The 24,494-nt window shown below is 73.8% G+C and carries 25 protein-coding genes; 9 read left to right on the top strand and 16 right to left on the bottom strand.

The window, feature by feature from the left end:
- Positions 1-55: 55 nt before the first annotated feature.
- Both IE311_RS15005 and IE311_RS15000 read right to left on the bottom strand, forming a co-directional pair.
- Positions 56-1,513 carry an aldehyde dehydrogenase family protein gene (locus IE311_RS15005; RefSeq protein WP_189832160.1) on the bottom strand — a complete coding sequence of 486 codons (1,458 nt, stop codon included), beginning with the start codon at positions 1,511-1,513 and terminating at the stop codon, positions 56-58.
- A 101-nt stretch (positions 1,514-1,614) separates the two neighbouring features.
- Positions 1,615-2,487 carry a helix-turn-helix domain-containing protein gene (locus IE311_RS15000; RefSeq protein ID WP_189832159.1) on the bottom strand — a complete coding sequence of 291 codons (873 nt, stop codon included), beginning with the start codon at positions 2,485-2,487 and terminating at the stop codon, positions 1,615-1,617.
- A gap of 328 nt (positions 2,488-2,815) precedes the next feature.
- On the opposite strand from IE311_RS15000, the gene IE311_RS14995 reads away from it, so the two are divergent.
- Positions 2,816-3,313, top strand: coding sequence for an ATP-binding protein (locus tag IE311_RS14995; protein ID WP_189832158.1), 498 nt, complete (start codon positions 2,816-2,818; stop codon positions 3,311-3,313).
- A gap of 115 nt (positions 3,314-3,428) precedes the next feature.
- Here the strand turns inward: IE311_RS14995 and IE311_RS14990 are convergent, their stop codons facing one another.
- The 4 genes from IE311_RS14990 to rpmG all read right to left on the bottom strand — a co-directional run bounded on the left by IE311_RS14990 (position 3,429) and on the right by rpmG (position 5,492).
- Positions 3,429-3,641: a DUF397 domain-containing protein gene (locus IE311_RS14990; protein WP_189832228.1), complete on the bottom strand. Its 213-nt coding sequence runs from the start codon at positions 3,639-3,641 to the stop codon at positions 3,429-3,431.
- A 264-nt stretch (positions 3,642-3,905) separates the two neighbouring features.
- Positions 3,906-5,033 (bottom strand): CobW family GTP-binding protein, encoded by a 1,128-nt coding sequence (locus tag IE311_RS14985; RefSeq protein ID WP_189832157.1) that lies wholly within the window; start codon positions 5,031-5,033, stop codon positions 3,906-3,908.
- Positions 5,033-5,320 (bottom strand): type B 50S ribosomal protein L31, encoded by a 288-nt coding sequence (locus IE311_RS14980; protein ID WP_189832156.1) that lies wholly within the window; start codon positions 5,318-5,320, stop codon positions 5,033-5,035. The genes IE311_RS14985 and IE311_RS14980 overlap by 1 nt, the downstream gene beginning before the upstream one ends.
- A 7-nt stretch (positions 5,321-5,327) precedes the next feature.
- On the bottom strand, positions 5,328-5,492 hold the full coding sequence (rpmG, locus tag IE311_RS14975) for a 50S ribosomal protein L33 (RefSeq protein ID WP_141300493.1): 165 nt from the start codon (positions 5,490-5,492) through the stop codon (positions 5,328-5,330).
- A 64-nt stretch (positions 5,493-5,556) separates the two neighbouring features.
- On the opposite strand from rpmG, the gene rpmB reads away from it, so the two are divergent.
- Both rpmB and rpsN read left to right on the top strand, forming a co-directional pair.
- Complete coding sequence (rpmB, locus tag IE311_RS14970) at positions 5,557-5,793, top strand: 50S ribosomal protein L28 (protein WP_189832155.1); 237 nt, start codon at positions 5,557-5,559, stop codon at positions 5,791-5,793.
- Entirely contained in the window at positions 5,793-6,098 is a 306-nt protein-coding gene (rpsN, locus tag IE311_RS14965; protein WP_189832154.1) for a 30S ribosomal protein S14, read from the top strand. The genes rpmB and rpsN overlap by 1 nt, the downstream gene beginning before the upstream one ends.
- 93 nt (positions 6,099-6,191) lie before the next feature.
- Here rpsN and IE311_RS14960 read toward each other — a convergent pair whose 3' ends face one another.
- From IE311_RS14960 to IE311_RS14935, 6 genes are all read right to left on the bottom strand, one after another.
- Positions 6,192-7,022, bottom strand: a complete 831-nt coding sequence (locus IE311_RS14960; RefSeq protein ID WP_189832153.1) for a hypothetical protein — start codon at positions 7,020-7,022, stop codon at positions 6,192-6,194.
- Positions 7,019-7,552, bottom strand: coding sequence for a SigE family RNA polymerase sigma factor (locus tag IE311_RS14955; RefSeq protein ID WP_189832227.1), 534 nt, complete (start codon positions 7,550-7,552; stop codon positions 7,019-7,021). The genes IE311_RS14960 and IE311_RS14955 overlap by 4 nt, the downstream gene beginning before the upstream one ends.
- Before the next feature lie 302 nt (positions 7,553-7,854).
- On the bottom strand, positions 7,855-8,481 hold the full coding sequence (locus tag IE311_RS14950; RefSeq protein WP_189832152.1) for a hypothetical protein: 627 nt from the start codon (positions 8,479-8,481) through the stop codon (positions 7,855-7,857).
- 205 nt (positions 8,482-8,686) lie between these two features.
- On the bottom strand, positions 8,687-10,750 hold the full coding sequence (locus IE311_RS14945) for an FUSC family protein (RefSeq protein ID WP_189832151.1): 2,064 nt from the start codon (positions 10,748-10,750) through the stop codon (positions 8,687-8,689).
- Between the two features lie 226 nt (positions 10,751-10,976).
- Positions 10,977-12,122 carry a DUF2786 domain-containing protein gene (locus IE311_RS14940; RefSeq protein WP_189832150.1) on the bottom strand — a complete coding sequence of 382 codons (1,146 nt, stop codon included), beginning with the start codon at positions 12,120-12,122 and terminating at the stop codon, positions 10,977-10,979.
- A complete protein-coding gene (locus tag IE311_RS14935; protein WP_189832149.1) occupies positions 12,098-12,490 on the bottom strand; it encodes a winged helix-turn-helix transcriptional regulator in 393 nt (130 codons plus the stop codon). The genes IE311_RS14940 and IE311_RS14935 overlap by 25 nt, the downstream gene beginning before the upstream one ends.
- Positions 12,491-12,563: 73 nt before the next feature.
- On the opposite strand from IE311_RS14935, the gene IE311_RS14930 reads away from it, so the two are divergent.
- The 3 genes from IE311_RS14930 (at position 12,564) to IE311_RS14920 (ending at position 16,674) form a co-directional block, all read left to right on the top strand.
- Positions 12,564-13,382, top strand: coding sequence for an NAD(P)H-binding protein (locus tag IE311_RS14930; protein ID WP_189832148.1), 819 nt, complete (start codon positions 12,564-12,566; stop codon positions 13,380-13,382).
- Positions 13,383-13,624: 242 nt separating this feature from the next.
- Positions 13,625-14,530, top strand: coding sequence for an ABC transporter ATP-binding protein (locus IE311_RS14925; protein WP_229901935.1), 906 nt, complete (start codon positions 13,625-13,627; stop codon positions 14,528-14,530).
- Complete coding sequence (locus tag IE311_RS14920) at positions 14,524-16,674, top strand: ABC transporter permease (protein ID WP_189832147.1); 2,151 nt, start codon at positions 14,524-14,526, stop codon at positions 16,672-16,674. The genes IE311_RS14925 and IE311_RS14920 overlap by 7 nt, the downstream gene beginning before the upstream one ends.
- 351 nt (positions 16,675-17,025) lie before the next feature.
- On the opposite strand, the gene IE311_RS14915 is transcribed toward IE311_RS14920, so the two are convergent.
- Positions 17,026-17,631, bottom strand: a complete 606-nt coding sequence (locus IE311_RS14915; RefSeq protein ID WP_189832146.1) for a GNAT family N-acetyltransferase — start codon at positions 17,629-17,631, stop codon at positions 17,026-17,028.
- A 96-nt stretch (positions 17,632-17,727) separates the two neighbouring features.
- Complete coding sequence (locus IE311_RS14910; protein WP_189832145.1) at positions 17,728-18,654, bottom strand: NADP-dependent oxidoreductase; 927 nt, start codon at positions 18,652-18,654, stop codon at positions 17,728-17,730.
- A 152-nt stretch (positions 18,655-18,806) separates the two neighbouring features.
- Here IE311_RS14910 and IE311_RS14905 point away from each other — a divergent pair, with 152 nt between their 5' ends.
- Both IE311_RS14905 and IE311_RS14900 read left to right on the top strand, forming a co-directional pair.
- Positions 18,807-20,051, top strand: a complete 1,245-nt coding sequence (locus IE311_RS14905) for a helix-turn-helix transcriptional regulator (RefSeq protein ID WP_189832144.1) — start codon at positions 18,807-18,809, stop codon at positions 20,049-20,051.
- A 167-nt stretch (positions 20,052-20,218) separates the two neighbouring features.
- A complete protein-coding gene (locus IE311_RS14900; RefSeq protein WP_189832143.1) occupies positions 20,219-21,910 on the top strand; it encodes a bifunctional 3'-5' exonuclease/DNA polymerase in 1,692 nt (563 codons plus the stop codon).
- A gap of 89 nt (positions 21,911-21,999) precedes the next feature.
- Here IE311_RS14900 and IE311_RS14895 read toward each other — a convergent pair whose 3' ends face one another.
- Both IE311_RS14895 and IE311_RS14890 read right to left on the bottom strand, forming a co-directional pair.
- Positions 22,000-23,322 carry a hypothetical protein gene (locus IE311_RS14895; protein ID WP_189832142.1) on the bottom strand — a complete coding sequence of 441 codons (1,323 nt, stop codon included), beginning with the start codon at positions 23,320-23,322 and terminating at the stop codon, positions 22,000-22,002.
- A 65-nt stretch (positions 23,323-23,387) separates the two neighbouring features.
- Positions 23,388-23,897: a SigE family RNA polymerase sigma factor gene (locus IE311_RS14890; RefSeq protein WP_189832141.1), complete on the bottom strand. Its 510-nt coding sequence runs from the start codon at positions 23,895-23,897 to the stop codon at positions 23,388-23,390.
- Between the two features lie 141 nt (positions 23,898-24,038).
- Here IE311_RS14890 and IE311_RS14885 point away from each other — a divergent pair, with 141 nt between their 5' ends.
- Positions 24,039-24,419, top strand: a complete 381-nt coding sequence (locus IE311_RS14885) for a DUF6479 family protein (RefSeq protein WP_189832140.1) — start codon at positions 24,039-24,041, stop codon at positions 24,417-24,419.
- Positions 24,420-24,494 lie beyond the last annotated feature (75 nt).

Genomic DNA, 24,494 nt, shown 5'->3' with positions numbered 1-24,494 from the left:
GCCCGGACCTTCTCGACACCCCTTACGCTACGGACCCTTGCGGACAACTACTGTCCTAGAAGGGGAACCGGCTCCGGCCGTGCTGGATCGAGATCCACTTCTGGGTGGTGAAGCTCTCCACCATCGCCTCGCCGTTGAGCCGCCCGATGCCCGAGTGCTTCTCGCCGCCGAAGGGCACGATCGGCTCGTCGTGCACGGTGCCGTCGTTGATGTGGATCATGCCGGTGTGGATGCGCTTGGCGACCCGTACACCCCGCTCGATGTCACCCGTGTGCACGGCGCCGCTGAGCCCGTACGGGGTGTCGTTGGCGATCCGTACGGCCTCCTCCTCGCCGTCGAACGGAACGATCAGGGCGACCGGGCCGAAGATCTCCTGACCGAGGACCGGGGCGTCGGGGGCGAAGCCGGTGAGGACGGACGGGGAGACGAGATTGCCGTCGACCGTGCCGTGCAGCAGCGCCGTCGCGCCGGCCGCGACCGTCTGGTCGACGAGCGAGGAGACGGCCTCCGCCTGCTGGGAGTTGATGAGCGGACCGATGTGGGTGGCGGGGTCGGCCGGGTCGCCGACCCGCAGGGTCTTCACCTTCGCCACGAACTTCTCGGTGAACTCCTCCTCCACGGTCCGGTCCACCAGGATGCGGTTGGCGGCCATGCAGACCTGCCCCTGGTGCACGAACCGGCTGAACACGGCCGCGTCCACCGCGTAGTCGACGTCGGCGTCGTCGAGGACGATCAGGGCGCTGTTGCCGCCGAGTTCGAGGACGGCGTGCTTGAAGTTCTGCGCGCAGACCGTGGCGACGTGGCGGCCGACCTTGTCGGAGCCGGTGAAGGAGATGACCTTCGGGACCGGGTGGGTCAGGAGCGCGTCGCCGATCTCGGCGATGTCGGTGACGACGACGTTCAGCAGACCGGCCGGCAGCCCGGCCTCCTCCAGGACCTTGGCGACGAGGGTGCCGCCGCAGATCGGGGTGTTCTGGTGCGGCTTGAGGACGACCGCGTTGCCCAGGGCGAGCGCGGGCGCGACCGACTTGATGGAGAGGAGGAAGGGGAAGTTGAAGGGCGAGATGACGCCGACGACCCCGACGGGCACGCGGTAGACGCGGTTCTCCTTGCCGTCCACCGGGGACGGCAGGATGCGGCCCTCGGGGCGCAGCGCGAGCTGGACCGCCTCGCGCAGGAACTCCTTGGCGAGGTGCAGCTCGAAGGCGGCCTTGAGACGGGTGCCGCCGAGCTCGGCGACGATCGTCTCGGCGATCTCCTCCTCGCGGTCCTCGACGATCCGCAGCGCCCGCTCGAAGACGAGCCGGCGGGTGTACGGGTTGGTCTCGGCCCACTCGGCCTGGGCGCGCTCGGCGGCCCGGTAGGCGCGGTCGACCTCACCGGCGGTGGCGACGGTGATGGAGGCGAGCTTCTCCCCGGTGTACGGGTTGAAGTCGATGATGTCCCACGAGCCACTGCCCGGCTTCCACTCGCCGTCGATGTACTGGTGGGCCAGGTCGGTGAAGTGCGACATGGATCGAGACCCCTCTACCCGCTCTACCTCTGCACGGATGACAGAAGTGACGTCGAAACGCCGAAACGTCGGAACTGATGTCACGTCATCGTACTGATGTGTCAGGTGAGTTGGAGGAGGCCTCGGAGAAGGTCCCGGCTTTCGGCCGGATCCGGTCCTTCCTTCTGCAGTCGTTCCATGACTCGCTGGTACTGGGCGACCTCCTCGCGCTTGTCGAGGTAGAGGGCGCTGGTGAGCTGTTCCAGATAGACGATGTCGGAGAGGTCGGACTCGGGGAAGCTCAGCATCGTGAAGGCGCCGCTCTCGCCGGCATGCCCGCCGAAGCTGAAGGGCATGATCTGGAGCGTGACTCCCGGGTGCTCGGAGATCTCGATGAGATGCCTCAACTGCCCCTGCATGACGGCCCGGTCGCCGTAGGGGCGGCGCAGGGCGGCCTCGTCGAGGACGGCGTGGAACTGGGGGGCGCGCTCGGAGACGAGCACCTTCTGCCGTTCCAGGCGGAGGGCGACCCGGCGGTCGATCTCGGCGGCCGGGGCCCCGGGCATGCCTCGGGTGACGACGGCCTGGGCGTACGCCTCGGTCTGCAACAGGCCGTGGACGAACTGCACTTCGTAGACGCGGATGAGGGAGGCGGCGCCTTCCAGCCCGATGTACGTCTGGAACCAGCCGGGCAGGACGTCGCCGAAGCTGTGCCACCAGCCGGCGACATTGGCCTCGCGGGCGAGTCCGAGGAGCGAGCCGCGTTCGGCCTCGTCCCCGACCCCGTACAGCGTGAGCAGATCCTCTACGTCCCTGGCCTTGAAGCTCACCCGTCCCAACTCCATACGGCTGATCTTGGATTCGGACGCGCGGATCGAGTAGCCGGCCGCCTCGCGGGTGATCCCGCGCGACTCGCGCAACCGCCTCAGCTGGGAGCCCAGCAGGATGCGTCGCACCACGCTCCCGCTTGCTCCGCTCGATTCGCCTGCGGTCACGGCTCTGCCTCCCCTATACGGTGTCGAGCCCCCGTCGAGCCCCGGATTCTGCCACCAAACGCTTCGGGGCGTACACATTCGATTACGGAAAGGCGGCGGGATCCGGGCAGTCGGGCGCCCAGGACCCCACAGTTCGCGGAAAGTTCCCCCCGAGAGGGGGACGACTTATGCACAGATTAGGCGCGGGGACGGACAGGTCCGGCGCGTGCACGTGCATCTGCCCTTGCATCCAGTGGTCGCATTCGGAACCATGGGCCCCGCGCAGCCGCGTACTCGTTCGTGTTGTCGTGTTGTAGCACCACAGTCGCGATTCCCGGGAGTGCCTCGCATGGGGACGAATGGATCGACCGTGCTCGAGCCGTTACGGCAGGGCCTTCCGCCGATCGATCCCGGCGCCGTCTCCACCTCCGCGTCCTGCGCTCTGCCCGCGCGGTACGAAGCCGTACGCGGGGCCCGGAAGTTCACCAGTGCGACGCTCGACCGCTGGGAACTGACCGAACGCTTCGACGATGTGGCCCTGGTCGTCTCCGAGCTCGTCACCAACGCGCTGCGCCACGCGGTGCCCGCGGACGCGCCCCAGGAAGAAGGCCTGAACCCACCGGTTCGACTGCATCTGATGCGCTGGTCCTCGCGCCTGGTGTGCGCCGTGCGCGACCCCAGTCAGGAGAGCCCCGAGGCGCGCGGTGGCGAGGAGGACTTCGCCGCCGAGTCGGGACGCGGACTGTTCCTGGTGGACTCGTTCAGCGACAGCTGGGGCTGGCATCCGCTCGCCGGCACGCTGCGGGGCAAGGTGGTGTGGGCGCTGTTCCGGATAGGACCGGAGTAGCCGCGGTCCCGGACGGGACCGGGGCGGGTGGGACATCCACGGATACGGACACACGCGTACATGAGAGGGGCCCGGGCGCACGCCGCCCGGGCCCCTCTCGCGTACGCGCGCACGCTCACACCAGGTGGTCGAACTCCCCGTCCTTGACGCCGAGGAGGAGCGCCTCTATCTCCGCGGGCGTGTAGACGAGAGCGGGGCCGTCGGGGTGGCGCGAGTTGCGCACGGCAACGTTTCCCCCCGGAAGTTTGGCGAACTCCACGCAGGAACCCTGGGAGTTGCTGTGCCTGCTCTTCTGCCACACGACACCACGCAGCTCCGCGGCTGCCATGCCGTTGTACGCGTGATGCGCATGATGCACTGGTAGCTCCCCGAGTTGCTTGGTGCAGGTGTCAACTTCCTCGGATCATAGCTGTGTTCATATGCCGATGCATGAGCAGATGCACGTGCACGGGGGGTGGCGTAGCGGCTACGCGACTCAGCGTGCTACCAGCGGGTACGACGCCCGAGTCCGGCCCCGCGTACCCCCGCACGCCGCACGCCGCGCACTCCGTTCGGGACGCACCGGGACCAGCCTACGGTTCCTGATCTTCGTTCAGACCTCCAGGAAGGCGTCGAAGGCGGACCCGCTCCCCTGCCAGGAGTCCCGCCCCGCCGCGTACTCCGTGTCCGTGAGGAGACAGGAGCCGAGCAGTCCGGCCAGAAGGTCGCGGTCCAGGCCGGGCGAGGTGAAGACCAGGTGCTGGCAGCGGTCGCCGTGCTCCGGGTGCCAGTCGAGGGCGGCGGCCGCCCTCCGTACCGCCGGGACCAGCTCCCAGGCGGCATCGGGCAGCGAGGCCAGCCAGGGGCCCGCGCTCTCCACGGACAGCGCACCGCCCGCCGCCTCCCAGGCGAGCAGGGTGTCGGGCCGGTCGGCCAGATAGAAGCGGCCCCGGCTGCGCGCGGCGGCGCAGGTCAGGTCCTCCAGGGCGGCGTAGAGCCGCTCCGGGTGGAAGGGGCGGTGGTGGCGCCAGACATAGGTGGCGACACCGTGGCCGTCGGCCTCCTGCGGCAGCAGCGCGCACGCCGGGTGCTGCGCGGCCGCCGCGGCCTCGACGTCGAAGCCGGCGAACACGGCGTCCGCCAGTTCGCCGCCCTCGACGGAGATCCGCCGGGCGGTGGGATGGAGCTGGTCGAGCAGCGCCCGGTCCTCCTCGTCGGCGCCGGGGCTGTCGACGACGGCGAGCACGGGCGCGTACTCCAGCTGGCGCGCCCAGGTGTCCGCGACGGTGCGCCGGTCGGTGGCGGCCGCGGCGAGGCCGACGTCCGCGAGGTCGTCGCCGTTGCCCAGGTACGGCAGGAGGAGGGCCGGGTCGACGGCGGTGACGACGGCTCCGATCCGGAACCCGGCGCCCGCGACGACCTCGGCCATCGCCCTGGGCTCGACGGAGTCCCAGAGCTCGACGACGGCGAGCCGGGTGAGCCCGGCGTCACGGAGCCGGACGAGCTCGGGAACGAGGTCCTCGCGCAGCGCGCAGCAGGCGCAGTCGTCGACCAGCGGGGTCTCACCGGCCGAGAGCGGGCCGGTGGCATCGCGGACGGTACGGGCGACGGTCCCGGTCTCCGGGGCCGTCGCGAGATCGTGGTGGAGCGCCACGCTGCCGGGGACGAGGGCCAGGAGCCGGTCCACGGCAGCACGGCGGGCGTCGGAGTGCAGGCCTCCGACCAGGGCGACGGAGAACATCAGGGGGCTGCCCCGGGGGTCCCCCCGCCGCGGTTCTCCCGGCGTCCGTAGCGCTTCTCGAAGCGCTCCACGCGGCCGGCGGTGTCCAGTACGCGCGCGGTGCCGGTGTAGAAGGGGTGGCTCGCCGAGGAGATCTCGACGTCGATGACGGGGTAGGTGCGGCCGTCCTCCCACTCCACGGTCTTCCCGGGGTCACCGGTGCGCGTGGAGCGGGTGAGGAAGGCGAAGCCGCCGGCCTTGTCGCGGAAGACGACCGGCTCGTACGGGGGATGGATGGCGGGCTTCATGAGTGGGTCAGCGCTCCTCTCGGAAGTCGACGTGCCGGCGGGCGACCGGGTCGAACTTGCGCAGGGTGAGGCGGTCGGGGTCGTTGCGGCGGTTCTTGCGGGTGACGTAGGTGAATCCGGTGCCGGCGGTGGACCGGAGCTTGACGACGGGGCGGAGCTCATTGCGTGCCATGGTGTGTAGAGTAAATGAAAATGGTTCCCATTTCCAATGTCTCGACGGAGAGGTAGGTCACCCCTTGTCCGCCCACTGCCAGCTGACCGGAGCGCAGCCCGGATTCGGCAACCGGATCTCGCACTCCCACCGGCGCACCGCACGCCGCTTCGACCCCAACATCCAGCGCAAGCGCTACTGGCTGCCGAGCGAGGGCCGGTACGTCCGGCTCACCCTCAGCGCCCGCGCGATCAGGACCGTCGACACGATCGGCGTCGAGGCCGCCGTGGCCCGCATCCGCGCCCGCGGAACGAAGGTCTGATGGCCAGGGCGAGCAAGATCGCACGCGACGCGCACCGGAGGACGGTCGTCGCGCGGTACGCCGAGCGGCGCGCCGAACTGAAGGAGACCGTCCGCCGCCCCGGCACCCCGGCCGCCGACCGCGAGGCGGCCCTGCGGGAGCTCCGCCGCCAGCCCCGGGACGCGAGCGCGACCCGGGTCCGCAACAGGGACGCCGTGGACGGCCGGCCCCGGGGCCATCTGCGGCGCTTCGGCCTGTCCCGGATCCGGCTCAGGGAACAGGCACACGCGGGGTTCCTGCCGGGGGTGCGGAAGGCCTCGTGGTGAGGCTCGCCCCTGGGGTGGCTCGGGGTACCGCTCGGGAGCGCCACGCGAGCGGCCCTTGGGGGCGACTCGCGGCCGCTCGGGGCCGGTTCGGGGTCAGCTCGGGGGCAGTGAGGAGAGTTGCTTGCCCGCGCGGTCGTACAGCACCGGGCTGACATCACCGTCCGTCGGACCCGAGTGCGCGTACCAGACGCCCCAGCCGGGCTTGCCGGGCAGTTCGAGCAGGGTGGCGACGATCACGCGGTCCCCCGCGCCCTTCAGCTCGACACGGCCCGCCGTACGGGTCCCGTAGTAGAGGCCCGAGTGAAAGGCCCCCTCTCCGTTTCCCTCGCTCTGATGACTCACGTCCGGCGCCGTCAGGTCGATGTTGCCGTCGACGACGCTGCGGAAGTTCTCGTACCCCTCCGGGCCCGTCCAGTGCTTGCCGTCCCGCGTGAGCCAGATCCGCCAGCCCTTCCCCGCGTCCACCCGCTCACCGGCCGCCACCACCCGCTTCGGGCTCGGGGCGGGCGGCAGCACCGGAGGCAGGTCCGCGCCGGTGCGCGGGGCCGGCGCGGAGGTCCGGACGGCGGTCGGCGGGACGGCGGCGGGAGGCGGGGACGGCGGGGACGGTCGTACGGGGGTCAGGGCGACGACCGCCGCCACGGCCGACGCGACCGTGAGCACCGAGAACGCCGAGAGGGCGGTCGTACGGCGCCTCCGGCGGATCCGGCCCGCGCGCCGGACGGCCTCCAGCGGCATCGGGCCCGGGGTGACCTCGAAGGCGGCCCGCGCGAAGGCCGCGCGCACGTCGGCCTCGGCGGGACGGGGTGCCGGACGCGGGGCGGGGGCGGGGTCCGGGGCCGCGTCGGGGGCCGAGTCCGGTGTGGAGTCCGGATCGGGTGTGGAATCCGGATCGGGTGGTGTGGTCGGGCTGGCGGGAGTCATCGTCGGGCTCCGGAAGGGGCGGTGAGAAGCGGGACGGGGGCGGCGACGAGCCTCGGATGGGCGCGCAACGCCGCCAGGCCGCGTCGGGCGTGGGTCTTGACCGTGCCGATCGAGCAGTTGAGCACGCTCGCGATCTCCAGCTCGGTCAGATCCTCCCAGTAGCGAAGCACCATGACCGCGCGCTGACGGGGGGCCAGATCCGCTAACGCCGCCAGGAGCGAGGTCCGGTCCTCGACCGCCTCGGCATGGCCCGCGGAGGTGTGGCGCAGCGACTCCGGCAGGACCGGCGTCAGCAGGTGGACGACCCGCTTCCGGCGGATCCGGCTGAGGTTGTTGTTGATCAGCGCCCGGCGCACATAGAGGTCGATCTCCCCGCGGGGGACCCGCCGCCACCGCCCGTAGACCTTGGCGAGCGTCGTCTGCACCAGGTCCTCGGCCTCGTGGAAGTCCCCGGTGAGGAGCTGCGCCGTGCGCACCAGCCGGGGCCAGGCGGCGACGGCGAACTCGGCGAAGCCGTCGTCCTCGGGCACGTCACCGGCGTGCCCGACCTCGCCGACGTCCCCGATGTCCCCGATGTCCCCGACGTCCCCCGTATCGCCGGCATCACCGGCATCGGTGGCCCCGGAGGGCCGGGAAGCCTTGGAAGCCCCGGAGACCTCGGCGAGGTCGATGGCGGACTCGTGCGGCACGGTGTCGGACCTCGCGATCGGTCGGCGGTCGTTCTCGGAGACGGACGGACGGGGGACGCAGGACGTGAAGGGCGTGGAGGACGTGGGGTGGCGGGGCCCGCCCCGTGCCGGGCCCCGCCACGTTCCTCCGCGGTCGGCCGCGGTCAGCGGCCGGCCGGGAAGTCGAAGCCCGGAAGCTCGGCCAGCAGCTTGCCCGCGCGGTCATACAGGGCGACGTCGAAGCCACCTCCCTGCTTGCCCTCCACCGGCCCGGTGTGGGTGTACCAGACACCCCAGTCGGGACGGCCGGGCAGGGCGATCAGGTTCGCGGCGGTCTTGTGGCCCTCGGAGTCGGTCAGTTCGACGCGACCCGCCTTACGGGTCCCGTAGAAGAGGCCCGAGTGGAAGGCTCCGTTCCCGTTCCCCTCGCTCTGGTGGCTGACGCCGGGCACGGAGCGGTCGATGTTGCCGTCGACGACGCTGCGGAAGTTCTCGTACCCCTCCGGGCCCGTCCAGTGCTTGCCGTCCCCGGTCAGCCACACCGTGAAGCCGCCGCCCGCGTCCACGCGCCGGCCCTCGCGCACGGTACGGACCGGATCGGCGGCCGGAACGGCGGACCTGACGGGGGTGACCTTCGCGGGGGCGGCCTGCACGGGAGCGGCGGACTTCGCCGGGGCCGCGGCGACGGAGAGGGCCGCGGTCGACGTCTCGGTGGACGCCCCCACGGCCGCCGGTGCCGCGATCACCGCGGCGGCCACGACTCCGGCGGCGGCCAGCACGTACTTCTTCATCCGTTGCTCCTGGGATCTGGATATCACCGGATGTCACCGGGTCTCGGTGGATCCCGGCGCATCGCAGTGGGTCTGGCGGGTCTGGCAGGTCTCGGTGGACCGCGGCCATGAGCGTCCGCGCCCCTCCTCCCCTTTCAACTCCGCCCGGCCCCGGGCCGGATGACACGCACGCGAAATTCGTCGGCCGCCCGACGTCCGGGCGGGGTCAGCGCCCGCGCCTGGAGTCCGTCAGGGCCGTCGTCACCTCGTCCAGTGCCTCCAGCAGGAGCACCGCGCCCTTGTGCAGCAGGAAGTGGTCCGGCGGGTCGTCGGACCAGGCGTCGACCGTCTCGCGCAGATCGTCCCACTGGGGCACCTTGCGCTCCCGCACCTCCTTGGCGCCCCGTTCCGTCGCGCGGCGCAGCGACTCCGCGAGGGTCGCGGCGGCCGGCACGGGCGGGGCGCCGGGCTCCGGCAGGTGCGCCTCCATGAGCATCGCCACCCGCCCGAACTCCGCGAGCGCGTGGTCGGTCTGCTCCACCGCCGCGTGCGAGAGCCCCCGGTGCCGTACCGGTTCGTGCGTCGCGCGCTCCACCGCCTCCTGCCAGGCGACCCGGGCCGCGCGGGTGTTCAGGAGCGCCTCGCGGACGTCGGGACTGCCGGGACCGACCGGGTCGGCGTACCGCGCGACGACGACCGCCCCGTACCCGCCGACGGACGCCAGCCAGTCCGCGAGCCGGCCGCGCAGCCGGGGCGTCTCCCAGGCCGGGTAGACGGCGTACGACAGCATCGCGAGGACCCCGCCGAGCAGGGTCAGCGTCACCCGGTCCCGTACGGTCTGGCCGACGCCCACGCCCTCCATGCCGAGCAGGAAGACGACGTACGCGGCGACGAAGACCTGACTGACGGCGTACCCCGTCCGGATGAACAGGTAGTTCGCGAACGCGCACACGACCGCGAGCACGGCCGACAGGCGCACACCCGGGTGGGCGGACTGGACGACCGCCGTCGCCAGGGCCACCCCGACGAGCGTGCCGCCGAACCGCGCGATCGAGCGCGCGTACGTCTGCGAGAAGTCCGGGCGCATCACCATCACCGAGGCCATCGGCGCCCAGTAGCCGTGCCCGAAGGGGAGCACCCCGCCGAGCAGGTAGCCGGCGGCCGTGACCACCGAGACACGGATCGCGTGGCGCAGGACCGGGGAGTCCCGCCGCAGCTCGGCATGCACGCTCACCAGGACGATCGGCGCGAGGCCGACCAGGGTGGGGCGGGTCCGGGCCTCGGCGCCGTGCCCCGAGGTCTCCGTCCTCGGATCGGCCGTGTCGACGACGTCGCCGAGCAGCGCCGTGAGGCGGATGGCGGCGCGACGGGGCGGTCCGTGCAGGATCGAGAGGGTGTCCGGGGCGTGCAGGGCGTCGACGGCGAGGGCCGGCAGGGTGACCGGTTCGCCGTGCCGGATCGCGTGCGCGGCGGCGTCCAGGACGGAGCCCGCCGCCCCGAGCAGTTCCCGCACGCGCGCGCGTGCCGGGCCCTCCTCCGGCACGCCGACCGCGGGGTCGGCGAGGGAGGCGAGCACCGGGCGGATGCGTTCCGCGAGACCGCGGGCCCCGTGGAGCTCCGCCGGGCGGCGGCGGGCCTGGCCGGGGGTCACGGCGGCGGCGCTGCGGGCGGTCATCAGCGGCAGGGGATCGAAGGGAGCCACCGGGTCGTGGCGGAGCCGCCGGGCATAGTCGGCCTCGGCGGCGAGCGCGTCCGCGAGGGCGTCGCGCTGGGCGCCCCAGCGGCGGACCGGCAGGACGACGACCAGCGCGGCCTGGACGACACCGCCCGCGAAGATCATGACGGCGTGTCCCGCGGCGGCTGCGACGGAGGTCGGGATCGTGACGGTGACCAGCATGATCGCCACGTTGGAGGAGGCGATCATGCCGGCGGTGGGGCCGGCGGCCCAGGCGAGCCCCGAGAGAAACGTCCAGAGGAGCAGCAGGGCGAGGAAGGAGACGTCGTCGGCGCCGACGAGATAGCCGATGAACGTCGACACGGCGAGGCTGGCACCGGAGGCCAGGGCGAGGGTGGGGCGGGGGCGCCAGGAACGCTGGAAGGTCGCGAGGGCCGCCTGGAACGCGCCGAAGGCGGAGGAGACGGCGACGGCGGGGCCGAAGACGGCGAGGGAGAACCCGACGACGAGGGCGAGGCCGAGTGCGGCGCGGGCGGCGATGGCGGGGTCGAGCCGCCGCCGCTCGACGGTGAGCCCGGAGCGGGCGGTCTCCCTCAACGCCCGGAGCCAGCTCATGGCCCGAGCGTATCCGGAATGGACCGATAGTCACCGTTTTCCACCCTCTCGCCCTGCCTGCCTCTTCCCGAAACCCTGCCGGGGGCGGGGGCACCCGAACGGGCGGGGGCGACTGGGGGTGCGGGGGCCGGGGGGCCGGGCTGGCCGGGGGGCGGGGTGCCCGGGGGCGGGCAGGGGCCCGGGGTGCCGTTGTCGGCCCCCCGCCCCCGGCCCCCGGTCGGCTGGTTCAGCCTCGCAAGCCCCGTCGGCCCGGGTTCAGGCCCGCTCTGTCCGCTGCCGAGGCGCCGTGGGTCCAGCCCTCCTCGTCCCAGGCCGCGCGCACGCGCGTGGTGCGGGTTTCCGGGAAGAGTTCGTCCGTGCGGGTGGTGACCGCCAGGTCCCGGGAGGCCAGGGCCGGGAGGAGGGTCGGGGCCTCGGACGCCACGCGGCGGGACGTCGTCGCGAGCCGCGCGCCGAGCCGGTTCGCGTACGCGAGCAGGAAGGACTGCCGGAAGGACTTCGTGCGTTTGCGGCCGCCCGCCCGCTGCTCCGCCTCCGCCCGCGTCATCGCCGCCGTCCCCTGGACGAGCAGCGAGGTGTAGAGCAGCTCGACCGGGTCGAGGTCCGCCTCGAAGCCGACGACCGTCGAGAAGCCGTACGTCTCGTTCCACACCGCCCGGCAGTGGTTCGCCGTGGCGACCGCGTCCAGCAGGATCGCCTTCGCCTGCTCGTACGGCGGCTCCACCCCGATCCGGATCGCGCCCGGCGTCTCGGGTGACGGTGCCCCCGCCGCGAGCGTCGCCTCGTCGAGGCTGTGGCGTGCCATGAGTTCCTGGGCCTTGGCCGTGAGCGCCTCCGCCTCCTCCGGATACCCCGTCGCCTCCGCCTTCGCGAGCAGCGCCCTGATCCGGCCGAGCATCCGGGGCTCCCCGGCGGTCGCGGGCGGCAGCGCGTCCCCCGGCACCGGACCGACCGCGTCGAGCCGCGGCAGCCGGACCAGGAGCCGGTACAGCTCCAGGACGGTCGTCGCGTACGAGAAGCGGTCCGACGGCCGCCCGGGTGCCGCGTCCAGTTCGTCGAGCTGGGGCCGCCAGCCGTGCGGCAGCCGCTCGTAGCGGGCGGTCTCGGTGCGGATCAGGCCGGTGAGCACCCGCAGGTGGTCGTCGGAGAGGTCACGGCGTGCCAGCCGTACGACGTCCGCCGGCTGCCAGCCCCGCTCCCACAGCGTGCGGACGAACTCCTCGCCGCGCCGGGTCAGTTCCGCGTCGGCGCCGCGGTCCGCGGCGAGCAGCGACGCCGCCGTGTCGAGCGACCCGTCGTCGCTCGCGTACAGCGCCTCGAAGGCCCTGTCGATCGTGGTGCTCGTACTCACGCCGTCGTCCTCGTGTCCCATTCCTCGCGCGCCCGGGCGATCACCGCACGGTGGTCGAGCGACCAGTCGACGAGCTGTCTGATCAGGTGGGTCATGCTGTGCCCGGTCTCCGTCAGCGCGTACTCCACCTGCGGCGGTGTCGTCGGGTACACCGTCCGCGAGACGAGGCCGTCCCGTTCGAGGCGGCGCAGCGTCAGGGTCAGCATCCGCTGCGAGACCCCGGTGACCAGCCGCTGGAGCTCCCTGAACCGCCGTGGTCCCGGAGCGAGTTCGACGACCACGTGCACGGTCCACTTGTCGCCGAGCCGGTCCTGGACGTCCCGTACACCGCAGTCCTCCGCGCAGCTCACCAAGGGATCGGTGGTTACCTCCCTGTGCCCCTCGGACATGAATGTGCCTCCTTACGCGATCTTCTCCGCCCCTCCACGATGGTCTCAGCCATCTCGACCCCTGGGGGAATCCATGCTGCTCGTCACCGGCGCATCCGGCGCTCTCGGCTCACTCGTCGCCGAACGGCTCGCCGGCCGCGCGGACGTCGCCCTCGGTACGCGCGCGGGGCTTCCCGGCACCCGCCGCCTCGACTTCGACGCCCCCGGAACCCTGCCGGAGGCCTTCGCCGGGGTGGACACGCTGCTGCTGATATCCGCCGGGTACGGCGAGGACGACACGGTCGTCGCCCGTCACGGGGCCGCGATCTCGGCCGCCGAGCGGGCGGGCGTCCGGCACGTCGTGTACACCAGTCTCTCCGGCGACGGCGACCACCTCACGTACGCGCTCGCCCACCGCTGGACCGAGCGGCGGCTGCGGCGCTCGCCCACCCTCGACTGGACGTTCCTGCGCAACGGCCTCTACGCCGAGTTCCTCAGCTGGATCGCCGCGCCCGACGCCGACGACCGGATCACCGGCCCCCTCGGCGAGGGCCGTCTCGCCGCCGTCGCCCGCGAGGACCTCGCCGACATCGCCGTCTCGGTCGCGACGGACCCGGCCGCCCACCGGAGCCGGGTGTACGAGCTCGTCGGCGAGCGCGCGCTCGGCGGCGGCGACCTGGCACGGGCCCTGGGATCCACGTACGCGCCGGGGACGCTCGCGGACGCGCGCGCCGCGATCGCCGCCTCCGGGGCCGAGCCGTTCCAGGTACCGATGCTGGCGAGCACGTACTCGGCGATCGCCCACGGCTTCCTGGACGGTTCGGGGATCGAGAGCGACCTGCGCGCGCTGCTCGGCGGTCGCGAACCCCGTGACGCGCTGGACGTGTTCGTGAAGGCCGTACGGGAGGGGTGATCCCGGCGGGGCCGGCGGGGCCGGTGGGGTCGGCAGGGTCGGCAGGGTCGGCGGGCGTGCGGGATCGACCGACCAGCGGGGTCGGCGGACCGGGTCGACCGTCAGTGCCGAGGGTCGGCGCCGACGGTAGGTGCCGACGGCCCGGGTCGGTTCACCCCGCCCCTCGGGGTAGGGCCAGGCCTACCCCCCGGACGCCCGTCAGTGGTCGTGATCGGCGGGCGCGGGAACGGTTCGCTGGGGGCATGACCTCGACAGCCCCCGTGACGCCCTCCACCCGTACCCACGGCACCGGCTCCACCGCCGCCGTACGGCTCCGCCGGCTCACCCGCCACCACCGGGACGTCCGCGCCCTCGACGGCGTCGACCTCGACTTCCACGCCGGGACCTTCACCGCCGTCATGGGCCCTTCGGGCTCCGGCAAGTCCACCCTCCTCCAGTGCGCGGCCGGGCTCGACCGGCCCACCGCCGGGCGGGTGGAGGTCGGCGGGGTCGCCCTGGAGGGACTGAGCGAGCGGCGCCTGACCCTGCTGCGGCGGGACCGGATCGGCTTCGTCTTCCAGTCCTTCAACCTGCTGCCCGCCCTGACGGCCGCGCAGAACGTGGCCCTGCCCCTCCGGCTGGCCGGCCGCCGCCCGTCCCGTACGGAGGTGCGGGAGGCGCTGGCGCGCGTCGGGCTCTCTGGTCGGGAACGGCACCGGCCGGGCGAGCTGTCCGGCGGACAGCAGCAACGGGTCGCCATCGCACGGGCGTTGATCACCCGCCCCGCCGTCCTCTTCGGCGACGAGCCGACCGGCGCGCTGGACTCGACGACGAGTCGTGAGGTCCTCGGGATGCTGCGGGAGCTGGTCGACCGGGACGGGCAGACGATCGTCATGGTCACGCACGACCCGGTGGCGGCGGCCCGCGCGGACCGTGTGGTCTTCCTCGTCGACGGCCGGGTGGCGGGCGAACTGCCGGGCCCGACGGTGGAGACGGTCGCGGCGCGGATGACGGCCCTGGAGACGGAATCGGCGTCGGGGGCGGGAACCGCGTCGGGGACCGCGTCGGGGACCGCGTCGGGAACGGGGACGGCGTCCGCGTCGGCGACGGCCCGCACCACCGCCCCCACTGCCACCACCGCCACCACCGCCCGGAGGCCCTCGTGCTGACCGTCGTCCTCTCCGGCCTCCGCGCCCGCTGGGCCTCCTTCCTCGGCGGGTTCGTCGCCCTCGCGCTCGGCGTCGGGCTGCTCACCACCATGGGCCTCGGGCTCTCCGCCACCTTTCACGCGCCCGAGCGCGCTCCCCAGCGGTTCGCCTCCTCGCCGGTCGTCGTGCAGGGCCGGGACCGGCTGACGCTCGACGTGCGGCGCGGGCCCGAGACCGTGCCCGTGACGCAGCGGCTCGATCGTCCACAGCCTGTGGACAGAGAACTGCTGCGCGAACTCCGCGCCCGCTGGACCGTCACCACCTCCGGCGGCCCCGGAACGGCCACCGGCCCCACCGGCCCCACCGGCCCCGACGCCGTCGGCGTGGACGCTCCCGTCGCCGAGGTCCGGGCACTCGTCGGCGACCGCGCCCAGGTCCTCACCGGCGCCGAGCGGAGGCGCGCCGACCCCGACCCCGACCGGGACGCCGAAGCGCTCGTCGCCCTCAACGCCCTCCTCGGCACCTCCGGCGGCGTCACCGCCTTCGTCTCCGTCTTCGTCGTCGCCTCCACCTTCGCCTTCGGCGTCGCCCTGCGCCGCCGCGAGTTCGGGCTGCTCCGGACCGCCGGAGCCACCCCGGGGCAGGTCCGGCGACTCCTCCTCGCCGAGGCGGCGGCGCTCGGCGTGCTCGCCTCCGCCGCCGGATGCGCCCTCGGCGGCCTGGGCGCCCCCCTGCTCGCCAGGACCCTCGTCGACGGCGGTCTCGCGCCCGAGTGGTTCACGGTCGGCGGACCGGTCTGGCCCTTCCACGTGTCCTTCTGGACGGGGGTGACCGTCGCCCTCGCCGGGGCCGTGGCCGCTTCCCGGCGCGCCGGGAAGGTCGGCCCGACGGCCGCGCTCCGCGACGCGGACGTCGACGCCGACACCCTGCCCCTCGGCCGGGCCCTCCTCGGTACGGGACTGCTCCTGACCGGCCTCGGGCTCCTCGTCTGGACGTACGCCACGGACCCGTCCGCGCTGCTCAAGCGGAAGACGTACACGACGCTCCCGATGCTCCTGATCACCGGCGTCGCCCTGCTCTCCCCGCTGCTCGTCCGGCCGGTGGCCGGGCTGCTGCGGCTGCGGGGGGCCGTGGGGACGCTGGTACGGGAGAACAGCGCGGCCTCCGTACGCCGGACCGCCGCCGTCGCCGCCCCCGTCCTCGTGACCGTGGCGCTCGCCGGGACGCTCTTCGGCTCGGCGTCCACCGTCACACGGGCGAAGGGCGTGGAGGCCCGAGAGCAGACGGCCGCGGAGTACGTCGTGGCGGGTCCGGCCCTGAGGCCGGTGCGGCCGCCCGCCGGGGCCGTCGTCTCCCCTACCGGGCCGACCTCCGTCTTCGTACGGGACGGGGACGCGGCTGTCGTGAAGTACGGGGCGCGGGCGGTCACCGACCCGGCGGCCTTCGCGGCGCTCGCCCGGCTGCCCGTGGTCGCCGGCGACCTGCGGGACCTCGACGACCGGTCGATCGTCGTCAACGAGGAGTTCCAGCACCGCCGGGTGGGCGAGACCGTCGAGGTCTGGCGCGCGGACGGGACCGGTCCTGTACGGCTCCGGATCGCGGCCGTCCTCGCCCTCGGCACCGGCGACAACGGGCCGTACGTCACCCGGGCGAACGCCCCCGGCTCCGCCCCCGACCGGATCGAGGCACGCGGCGGCGGTACGGCCACGGTGCGGGCCCTGGAGGCGAGCGGCGGCGCTGTCGGGACCGCCGACGCCTGGGCCGCCGCCGCCCGCCCGTCGAGCGGCAGCCCGCAGACCCGGCTCGGCCTGGTCCTCGTCCTCGGCATCGCCCTCGTCTACACGGTGATCGGCCTCGCCAACACCCTGCTCATGGCGACCTCCGTACGCGGCGGGGAACTGGCCTCGCTCCGGCTGGCCGGAGCCACCAGGGCGCAGATCCTGCGGGTGGTGACGGGCGAGGCGACGCTCGCCGTCGCGATCGGCGCCCTGCTCGGCCTCGTGGTGACCGCGCTGGTCCTGGGCACCCTGGGAGCGGGTCTCGCCGCCCTCTCGGCGCCGGTGGCCCTGGCCCTCCCGTGGACCACGCTCGGCGCGGCGGCGGGCGTGTGCGCGACGGTCGCGGTCGCCGCGTCGGCCCTCCCCGCGTGGCGGCTGACGCGCTGAGCGGCGATGGTGGGACGGACGGGGCGGTGACCGGGGTCGGAGCCGGGTCACCGCCCCGTCCACCCGCGCCCGCGCGAAGTCCCCCCGCGGGGCGGGTCGCGCGGTCGGGACCCTCGCCCGTGCCCGAGCCGCCCGGGCCGCCCGCCGCGGCCACCACAGCCACCACAGCCACCACAGCCACCACAGCCACCGGCACGGGATCCCACACGGAATCCGGCCGACGACCGTTGACCGGGCCGGACCGGGAGCCGATGTCCAGGCCGGACCGGGGGCCGGTGTCCGGGCCGGACCGGGGGCCGGTGTCCGGGCCGGACCGGAAGCCGCCGACCAGACCGGACCGGGAGGCGGCGCCTAGGCCGGACCGGGGGCCGACGACCGGGACGGGCCGGCGACCGCCTTCGACGCGGACTTCGCCGCTCTCCACTCCGGGGCCAGGACCGACCAGACCTCCTCGTCGTGGCGCCTGCCGCGGTAGGGGTGGCTCTCCCTCAGGACGCCGTCCCTGGTCATGCCCAGACGGCGGGCGACCGCGATGCTCGGTTCGTTGTCGGAGGAGACCACCCACTCCACCCGGTGGATCCCGCGCACCTCGATCGCCCAGTCGACGAGCGCCCGCGCCGCCCGGGTCACCAGCCCCTTGCCGACGCCCGCCGGTTCGAGCCAGCAGCCCGCCTCGGCCGTGCCGTGCTCGACGTCCAGTTTCCGGAGGATCACGGCGCCGACGAGGGTGCCGCCGGACCAGATGCCGTGGATACGGCCGGAGTCGGCGGCCGCCCTCTCCGCGTACAGCCGGAGGAAGGCCCGGCTCGACTCCAGGTCCGTGACCACGTCGGGGAGTCCGTTGCGCGCGCCGATGAACTCGCGTCCCCGGTCCATGTGCGCCAGGAACTCCCCGGCCTGCCACGGTTCGAGCGGACGCAGCTCCGCGCCGTCGTCTCCCAGGGGTATCGCGTACATCGTCGTCGCCCTCCACGGTCGGAACCAGCACTCACGGCGGAGGGATCCTCTCACCCCCTCCGCCATGAACGCCGGGCACGCCTCGCACCCCGGTCGTCACGGGACCAGGATCAACTTCCCCCGTACATGGCCCGATTCGCTGAGTTCCTGGGCACGCGCCGCCTCCTTCAGCGGGAAGGTGCCGGCCGGCCGGACCGCGAGGGTGCCGGCCGCCGCCGCCCTCGCGTGGGCCGTGAGGCCGGCCCGTACGGCGTCGGGGTCGCCGAGGTTTCCCGAGAAGACGATCCCGTGCTTCTCCGCGTCGACGTCGGCGATCGTCACGATCCGCTCCTTCGCCGCCTCCGCCCCGCCCAGGAGCTCGATCGCGACGGGCAGCACCCCGTGACCGGCCGCGTCGAAGACCGCGTCGACGCCGTCGGGGGCCGCGGCCCGCACCCGGTCGGCGAGGCCTTCCCCGTACGCCACCGGGATCGCGCCGAGTTCCCGCAGGTAGGCGTGGTTGGACTCGGACGCGCTGCCGACGACCGTGATCCCGGCGGCGACCGCGAGCTGGACGCCGACGGAGCCGACGACACCCGCCGCACCGTGCAGGAACAGCGTCTCGCCCCGCCGTACGCCGATCAGGTCCAGGACGCGCTGCGCCGTCTCCCCGGCCACCGGGAGGCTCGCGGCGGCCTCCCAGGAGAGCCCGGCGGGCTTGGGTGCGACGATGCCGGCGATGGCGTACTCGGCGTAGGCGCCGGTCTTCGTCCAGCCGAGGACCTCGTCGCCGACGGAGAGACCGGTGACGCCCTCGCCGAGCCCGTCGACGGTACCGGCGAACTCCAGGCCCGGTACGGCCGGGAAGGTCGTCGGGTAGTACTCCTCGACCCAGCCGTGACGCCGCTTCCAGTCCACCGGGTTCAGCCCCACGGCCGCCACCTTGACCCGGACCTCGCCGGGACCGGGCTCCGGTACGGCGACGCCGGTCGTGTGGCGCAGCACCTCGGGGCCGCCGAACTCCTCGTACACGATCGCTTCCATCTCAGCCTCCACAGCCGCCCGTTCACGTCTTCCGCTCTTCGACGTGCTCAAGACTGCGCTCCGGGCCACCCGCTCCCCGCCCTCCTAACGGCCAGTCCCACCTGGCCGAAAGACCGGCCGCGGCCGGTCCCTCCCCCCGTACGCTCGACGACATGGACGCGCCCACGCTGACCACCGCGTACGAGATCATCCGGCAGCCGCTCGGGGAGATCCTCCCCAAGGTCTCGGCCGCTCTCGCGCCCCTCGTCCCGCACGTGGACGCGGCCGAACTCTCCACCCACTGCGCCCACTCCCCCTTCAAGGCACTCGGCGGTACGGAACTGCTCACCGCCGCCGAACTGGCGCCGCTGCTCGCGGCGGGCGTGCCCGGGAGCCCGTGGCAGGGCACGGCGACCATCGGCGGCCGGGAGCGCGAGGTCCTCGCCGTCACCAGCCACGCGACCGTGCGCGGGGCGGTCCTCGTGCTCGTACGGGAGGACGGCGCGGCCCCGGTCGGCGAGGACGGGCTCACCGTGGCGCAGGCCCTGTGGGACCTGGTCACCGGCCACTTCGACCGGTTCGCGACGGAGGCCCTGCCGGGGGCGCTCGCCCGTTCGCGGGCGGCGGCCGACACCCGGGCGCGGGTGATCGCCGAGCTGACCGCCTCGCACACGGCGGCGCTCTCCGGGGTCCTCGGGGTGCTGCGCAGCCGCGCCCTGGACGACACGACGGCCCGGGCGAGCGCGACCGATCTGGCCGCTTCGGCGCTGATCGAGATGCGGGCCGAGCAGCGGCGGGACCGGGCGGTCGCGGAGGAGCCGTCCCAGGAGGCCTTCGAGCGGCTCGCCGGCGAACTCCGTCCCCTGCTGCGGCACAGCAGGGTCCGGCTGGAGCTGGGGGCACCGGACTCGGATCGTTCGCTCGCCGCGGACGTGGCGCACAGCGCCCGGGCGATCGTCCGCTCCCTGCTCCTGATCGTCCTCGAGCAGGACTCGGTGTGCCGGATCCATGTCGGCTGGCAGCTGACCGAGCACGAGCTGCGGGCCTCCGTGCGGGACGACGGCGCGGGCGCGCTCGCCCCCTGCGACCTGGGGGCGGGGACGATCCGGGACCGGCTCGACGTGCTCGGCGGACGGCTCGACATGGACGTCGTCCCTGGCTGGGGCACGACGATCACGGCGGTGATCCCGCTGGCGGCGCCGGCCGCGCCGGTCGAGGCGGCGCACCCGCTGACCGGTCTCGGTGAGCGGGAGGTGGAGGTGCTGCGGCACCTGGCCCTCGGGCACCGCAACCGGCGGATCGCCGAGGAGCTGCACATCAGTGAGTCGACGGTGAAGTTCCACGTGGCGAACATCCTGAACAAGCTGGGCGTCGACTCCCGGGGCGAGGCCGCCGCACTGTTCCACGCGGCGGCGTAGACCGCCGGGCGGGCCCGCGGGAGGCCCCCGACCCCGGCGGCCCCGGCCCCGCCCCGGCACCCCGGCTCGCGCCGGTCCTGCCTGCCCCGCCCCCGGCCACGCGCCGGTCCTGCCCGCCCCGCCCTGCCTTCGGGGCGCTGTCAGTGCCGGGTGCCAGACTCGCACCCATGAACGAGAGGTGGGCGCTTGCGGCCGAGGCGGAGGGGGACGGAGCGCTGCTCGTCCCCCTCGGCCCGGACGGGCTGCCCGCCGGGGAGGTGCGGCGCGAGCCGGATCTGGTCGAGGCCGTACGGGCCAGGCCGGAGGTGGCCCGCTGGGTGTGGCGGTCGACGGCCGAGGTGTATCCGCGGCTCCTCGCCGGCGGGGTGCGGGTCGAGCGCTGTTACGACATCGAGGACGCCGAGCAGCTGCTCCTGGGCCACGAGGGACGGCTCGGCGAGCCGCGCTCGGCCGCGGCCGCCTGGGCCCGCCTGCGGAACTCCCCCGTGCCGCCCGATCCGCCGCAGCGCAACGCCGAGCCCGGTTCGCAGGACTCGCTCTTCGAGCCGCGCCCGGTGGTCTCCGTCCCCTTCGACGGTGTCCTCGCGGTCTACGCGGAGCAGCTGCGCCGCCACGACAGGGCGGAGCACCCGGGCAGGATGCGGCTGCTCACGGCGGCCGAGTCGGCGGGAATGCTGGTGGCCGCCGAGATGCACCGGTCCGGGCTGCCGTGGCGGGCGGACGTGCACCGGGAGCTGTTGAACGAACTCCTCGGCGAGCGGTACGCGGGCGGGGGCGAGCCGCGTCGCCTCGCGGAGCTCGCGGACGAGGTGTCCGACGCCTTCGGCCGGCGGGTCCGGCCGGATCTGCCCGCCGATGTGCTGAAGGCCTTCGCGCAGGCCGGGATCCGGGTGAAGTCCACCCGGCGCTGGGAGTTGGAGGAGATCGATCATCCGGCGGTGCGGCCGCTGATCGCGTACAAGAAGCTGTACCGGATCTGGACGGCGCACGGCTGGTCGTGGCTCCAGGACTGGGTGCGGGACGGCCGGTTCCGGCCGGAGTACCTGCCGGGGGGCACGGTCAGCGGGCGCTGGACGACCAACGGCGGTGGGGCGCTGCAGATCCCGAAGGTGATCAGACGGGCGGTGGTCGCGGACGCGGGCTGGCGTCTGGTGGTGGCCGACGCCGACCAGATGGAGCCGCGGGTGCTCGCCGCGATCTCCCGTGACCCCGGCCTCATGGAGGTCGCCGGGCATCCCGACGATCTGTACACCCGGCTCTCGGACCGGGCCTTCTCCGGTGACCGCGACCACGCCAAGATCGCGCTCCTGGGCGCGATCTACGGGCAGACGAGCGGCGACGGCCTCAAGAACCTGGCGGCGCTGCGGCGCCGCTTCCCGCGGGCGGTCGCCTATGTCGACGAGGCGGCGAAGGCGGGCGAGGAGGGCCGGCTCGTGCGGACCTGGCTGGGCAGGACCAGCCCGCGGGCGGTGGGCGCGGGCGAGGACGAGGAGGCGGGACTGCCGCAGGAGGGTGGCGAACCGGCCGTGGAAGAGGGCGAGTTCGTGCCCGGCTACGCCTCGGGGAACGCCCGGGCGCGGGGTCGCTTCACCCGGAACTTCGTGGTCCAGGGCAGCGCGGCGGACTGGGCGCTGCTGATGCTGGCGGCGTTGCGTCGGGCACTCGCGGGGATGCGGGCGGAGCTGGTGTTCTTCCAGCACGACGAGGTGATCGTGCACTGCCCGGCGGAGGAGGCGGAGGCGGTCACGGCGGCGATCAGGACGGCGGGGGACGAGGCGGGACGGATCGCCTTCGGGGAGACACCGGTGCGGTTCCCGTTCACGGTGGCCACGGTGGAGCGGTACGCGGACGCCAAGTAGGCCCGCGGGAAAGGGTAGGGGACAACGGGGAAGGGGTGAGAGGCCCGCACCCCCGTGGCGGGCCCCTCACCCCCGAGCGTTTCCCGGTGTCAGTTCGACGTCAGGGGCAGCTTCCGCCACTTGGGGCTCAGTGCGATCGCCTTCAGCTGCTCCATCGTCAGCGCGGGCTCGGCGCGCGTGGCGTCCTCGTGCTGGGCGCCGGTGTTGAAGGCGGACACGACGACCCGGAAGCCGTCCGGGGCGAGGGTGTCGGCGGACCACCACACGACGCCCGAGCCGCCCTTCTCGCCGGGCTGCTGGGTGAGCTTGACCAGCCGGCCGTCGGGGAGGGTGGTGACGTCCCCGCTGCCGAAGACATCGCCGGCGATGTCGCCCATGTTCGTCTGGACGTTGATCTGCACGAGGCTCTTGCCCCTGCCGTCGTCGACGACCACGAAGGCGTACCCGGGCTGCCCGCCCCTGTCGCCGAACGTGAGGCCCTTGGGCAGGAGGGAGCGCAGGGTGGCCTGCGTCGCGTCGGCGCCCGGCGCGGCCGGCGGCTGCTGGCCGCTGCCGTTCTGCTGCCTGGGCAGTGACGGGATCTGCTTCAGGAGCGGACGCCAGCCGTCGGCGGTGACGAGCGCCTTCAGCTGCGCCGGGGTGAAGGGCGGGTTCTCACGGCTGATCTCGGCGCCCTTCTCCGCGGCCGCGTTGTACTCCGACGCGTCGATCAGGAAGCCGTCCTTGGTGAGGAGGACCGCGCGCCACTGCTTGGTCTCCTCGCGCTTGTCGGGGTACTCGTACCCCTGAAGGACCATCAGGCGGGCGCCGCCCGCGAGCTGCTCCATCGTGCAGGCGTCGTAGGGGACGGCCGTCTTGGAGGGGCAGGTGACCTGGCCCTCGCCCGACTCTCCGCCGGCACCGGCGCGGTAGAGGCCGACGGAGACGGCGGCCTTGCCCCTGCCGTCGTCGTAGACGCCGAGGACGGACTGGCCCCTGCCGTCCTCGTTGTCGATCTTCCAGGTGCCGGCCGGGGTGTTGGCCTTGAGGACGGCCGCGAGCTTCTTGACCGGGATGTGGGCCTCGCCCCGCCTGTTCGCCCGGGCCTCTGCCGCGGCCTCCGCCTCGGCCTCGGCGGAGGTGCCGCGGGTCGGCTCGGGTGCCTTGGGCCCGGCCGCGGAGACCTTCTCCGGCCCACCGCCGATGGGGAGCAGCGAGCCGCCGTAGGCGCCGCCGATGCCGACGGCGGCGAGCGCGAGGGCACCGCCGGTCACCGCGAGGCGGCGGCGGATCAGGCGGCTCCTGCCGCGCCGGAGCCCGCCCGCGACCAGCTCGCGCCGGTCGTCGGCGGCGAAGCCGTCGCCGGTCCTGCGCAGGACCGCGCCGAGCTCTTCCTCGAATCCCTCGTGCTGGGGACCTTCGTTCTGGGGCATGTCGAATTCACCGTCTCCGGTAGCTGGATGCGGAAGATGGAACGGGATACGGAAAGCGGGGAGCGTCAGCGGGTCGCGAACTCGGCGATGCTGCCGCCGAGGCGTTCCCGCAGCTTCGCGAGCGCCCGCACGGAGCGGGTGCGTACCGCGGCGGAGCTGACGTGCAGGGCGTCGGCGGTCTCCTCGATGCTGCGGTCCTCCCAGTACCGCAGCACCACGACCGCCCGGTCCTTGGGCGCGAGTCCGGCCAGCGCGTCGAGCAGCGCGATCCGGAGTGCCGGGTCCTCGCCGTCGTCGGGGGCGCGGTCGGGCAGTTCGCCGAGCGGGCGCTCGGTGGCCGAGCGGCGCCGCTGGTGACTGAGGAACGTGCGGACGAGCACGGTCTGGGCGTACGCGGCGGGGTTCCCGACGCGTGTCATGCGGCCCCACAGGGCGTACATCCGGCCGAGTGTCTCCTGGGTGAGGTCCTCGGCGAGATGGGTGTCCCCGCTGGTCAGCAGGCAGGCCGAGCGGAACAGATGGCCCGTGCGTGCGGCGGCGAACTCCAGAAACTCGTCCGCGCGGGACTTTCTCATGCCCCTCCTTCTTCTCGCGGTCACGTGGTGTGGTCGCCGTACACCTCATTGACGCGACGGGAGCGCGGAAATGTTTCAGGCAATCTCCAGGTGTCTTCGCCCGGTGCGTCCAAAAGAGCAGAAATCGGGTAATCCTGGAGTATGAACAGTCTCAGCGCAGCCCAGACCATGGCCGCGGGAGTCTGGCAGTCGGGCCTCGGCCAGCTCCTCGGCGGACTCGTCATCGTCGCCGTGCTGATCGCCGCGGTCTGGCTGGGCTTCCGGGTCCGGGACCGCGAATCCGCGGCGCCCAAGCCGGACGAGCAGCCCCACCGGCCGGAGGACGCCGGCCTGCCGGGCGAGTCGTCCGAGTACCGCAGGCCCAACGAGATGCCACAGACCGACGGCGAGCACCGGCTCATGCCCTACCAGCTCAAGGACGGCTCGGAACCGTCACCCGAACCGCCCACCGAGGAGAAGCGCAAGTGGGGCGGCATCTCCAGCGGCGGCTTCGGCAGCGGGGGCACGGGCCACGGCGACTGAACCGGGGCACGGAGAAGCCCACCGTGATCGTCGTCGGGGCGCCCGCGCGGCCCCCGGCGACGCCCCCTGCCCGAC

The organism is Streptomyces zaomyceticus, from assembly GCF_014656215.1.
Lineage (GTDB): Bacteria > Actinomycetota > Actinomycetes > Streptomycetales > Streptomycetaceae > Streptomyces > Streptomyces zaomyceticus.
Note: the sequence above shows the minus strand (reverse complement) of the source record. Positions and strands in the feature narration are given on the sequence as shown.

Coding starts and splice junctions, on each gene's coding strand:
- IE311_RS14905 (WP_189832144.1), top strand. CDS start 18,807: ATGGACGCGCCCACGCTGACCACCGCGTACGAGATCATCCGGCAGCCG.
- IE311_RS14915 (WP_189832146.1), bottom strand. CDS start 17,631: ATGTACGCGATACCCCTGGGAGACGACGGCGCGGAGCTGCGTCCGCTC.
- IE311_RS14925 (WP_229901935.1), top strand. CDS start 13,625: ATGACCTCGACAGCCCCCGTGACGCCCTCCACCCGTACCCACGGCACC.
- IE311_RS14895 (WP_189832142.1), bottom strand. CDS start 23,322: ATGCCCCAGAACGAAGGTCCCCAGCACGAGGGATTCGAGGAAGAGCTC.
- IE311_RS14900 (WP_189832143.1), top strand. CDS start 20,219: ATGAACGAGAGGTGGGCGCTTGCGGCCGAGGCGGAGGGGGACGGAGCG.
- IE311_RS14995 (WP_189832158.1), top strand. CDS start 2,816: ATGGGGACGAATGGATCGACCGTGCTCGAGCCGTTACGGCAGGGCCTT.
- IE311_RS14930 (WP_189832148.1), top strand. CDS start 12,564: ATGCTGCTCGTCACCGGCGCATCCGGCGCTCTCGGCTCACTCGTCGCC.
- rpmG (WP_141300493.1), bottom strand. CDS start 5,492: ATGGCACGCAATGAGCTCCGCCCCGTCGTCAAGCTCCGGTCCACCGCC.
- IE311_RS14910 (WP_189832145.1), bottom strand. CDS start 18,654: ATGGAAGCGATCGTGTACGAGGAGTTCGGCGGCCCCGAGGTGCTGCGC.
- IE311_RS14885 (WP_189832140.1), top strand. CDS start 24,039: ATGAACAGTCTCAGCGCAGCCCAGACCATGGCCGCGGGAGTCTGGCAG.
- IE311_RS14950 (WP_189832152.1), bottom strand. CDS start 8,481: ATGAAGAAGTACGTGCTGGCCGCCGCCGGAGTCGTGGCCGCCGCGGTG.
- IE311_RS15005 (WP_189832160.1), bottom strand. CDS start 1,513: ATGTCGCACTTCACCGACCTGGCCCACCAGTACATCGACGGCGAGTGG.
- IE311_RS14890 (WP_189832141.1), bottom strand. CDS start 23,897: ATGAGAAAGTCCCGCGCGGACGAGTTTCTGGAGTTCGCCGCCGCACGC.
- IE311_RS14990 (WP_189832228.1), bottom strand. CDS start 3,641: ATGGCAGCCGCGGAGCTGCGTGGTGTCGTGTGGCAGAAGAGCAGGCAC.
- IE311_RS14980 (WP_189832156.1), bottom strand. CDS start 5,320: ATGAAGCCCGCCATCCATCCCCCGTACGAGCCGGTCGTCTTCCGCGAC.
- IE311_RS14935 (WP_189832149.1), bottom strand. CDS start 12,490: ATGTCCGAGGGGCACAGGGAGGTAACCACCGATCCCTTGGTGAGCTGC.
- rpsN (WP_189832154.1), top strand. CDS start 5,793: ATGGCCAGGGCGAGCAAGATCGCACGCGACGCGCACCGGAGGACGGTC.
- IE311_RS14945 (WP_189832151.1), bottom strand. CDS start 10,750: ATGAGCTGGCTCCGGGCGTTGAGGGAGACCGCCCGCTCCGGGCTCACC.
- IE311_RS14960 (WP_189832153.1), bottom strand. CDS start 7,022: ATGACTCCCGCCAGCCCGACCACACCACCCGATCCGGATTCCACACCC.
- IE311_RS14940 (WP_189832150.1), bottom strand. CDS start 12,122: ATGGGACACGAGGACGACGGCGTGAGTACGAGCACCACGATCGACAGG.
- IE311_RS14985 (WP_189832157.1), bottom strand. CDS start 5,033: ATGTTCTCCGTCGCCCTGGTCGGAGGCCTGCACTCCGACGCCCGCCGT.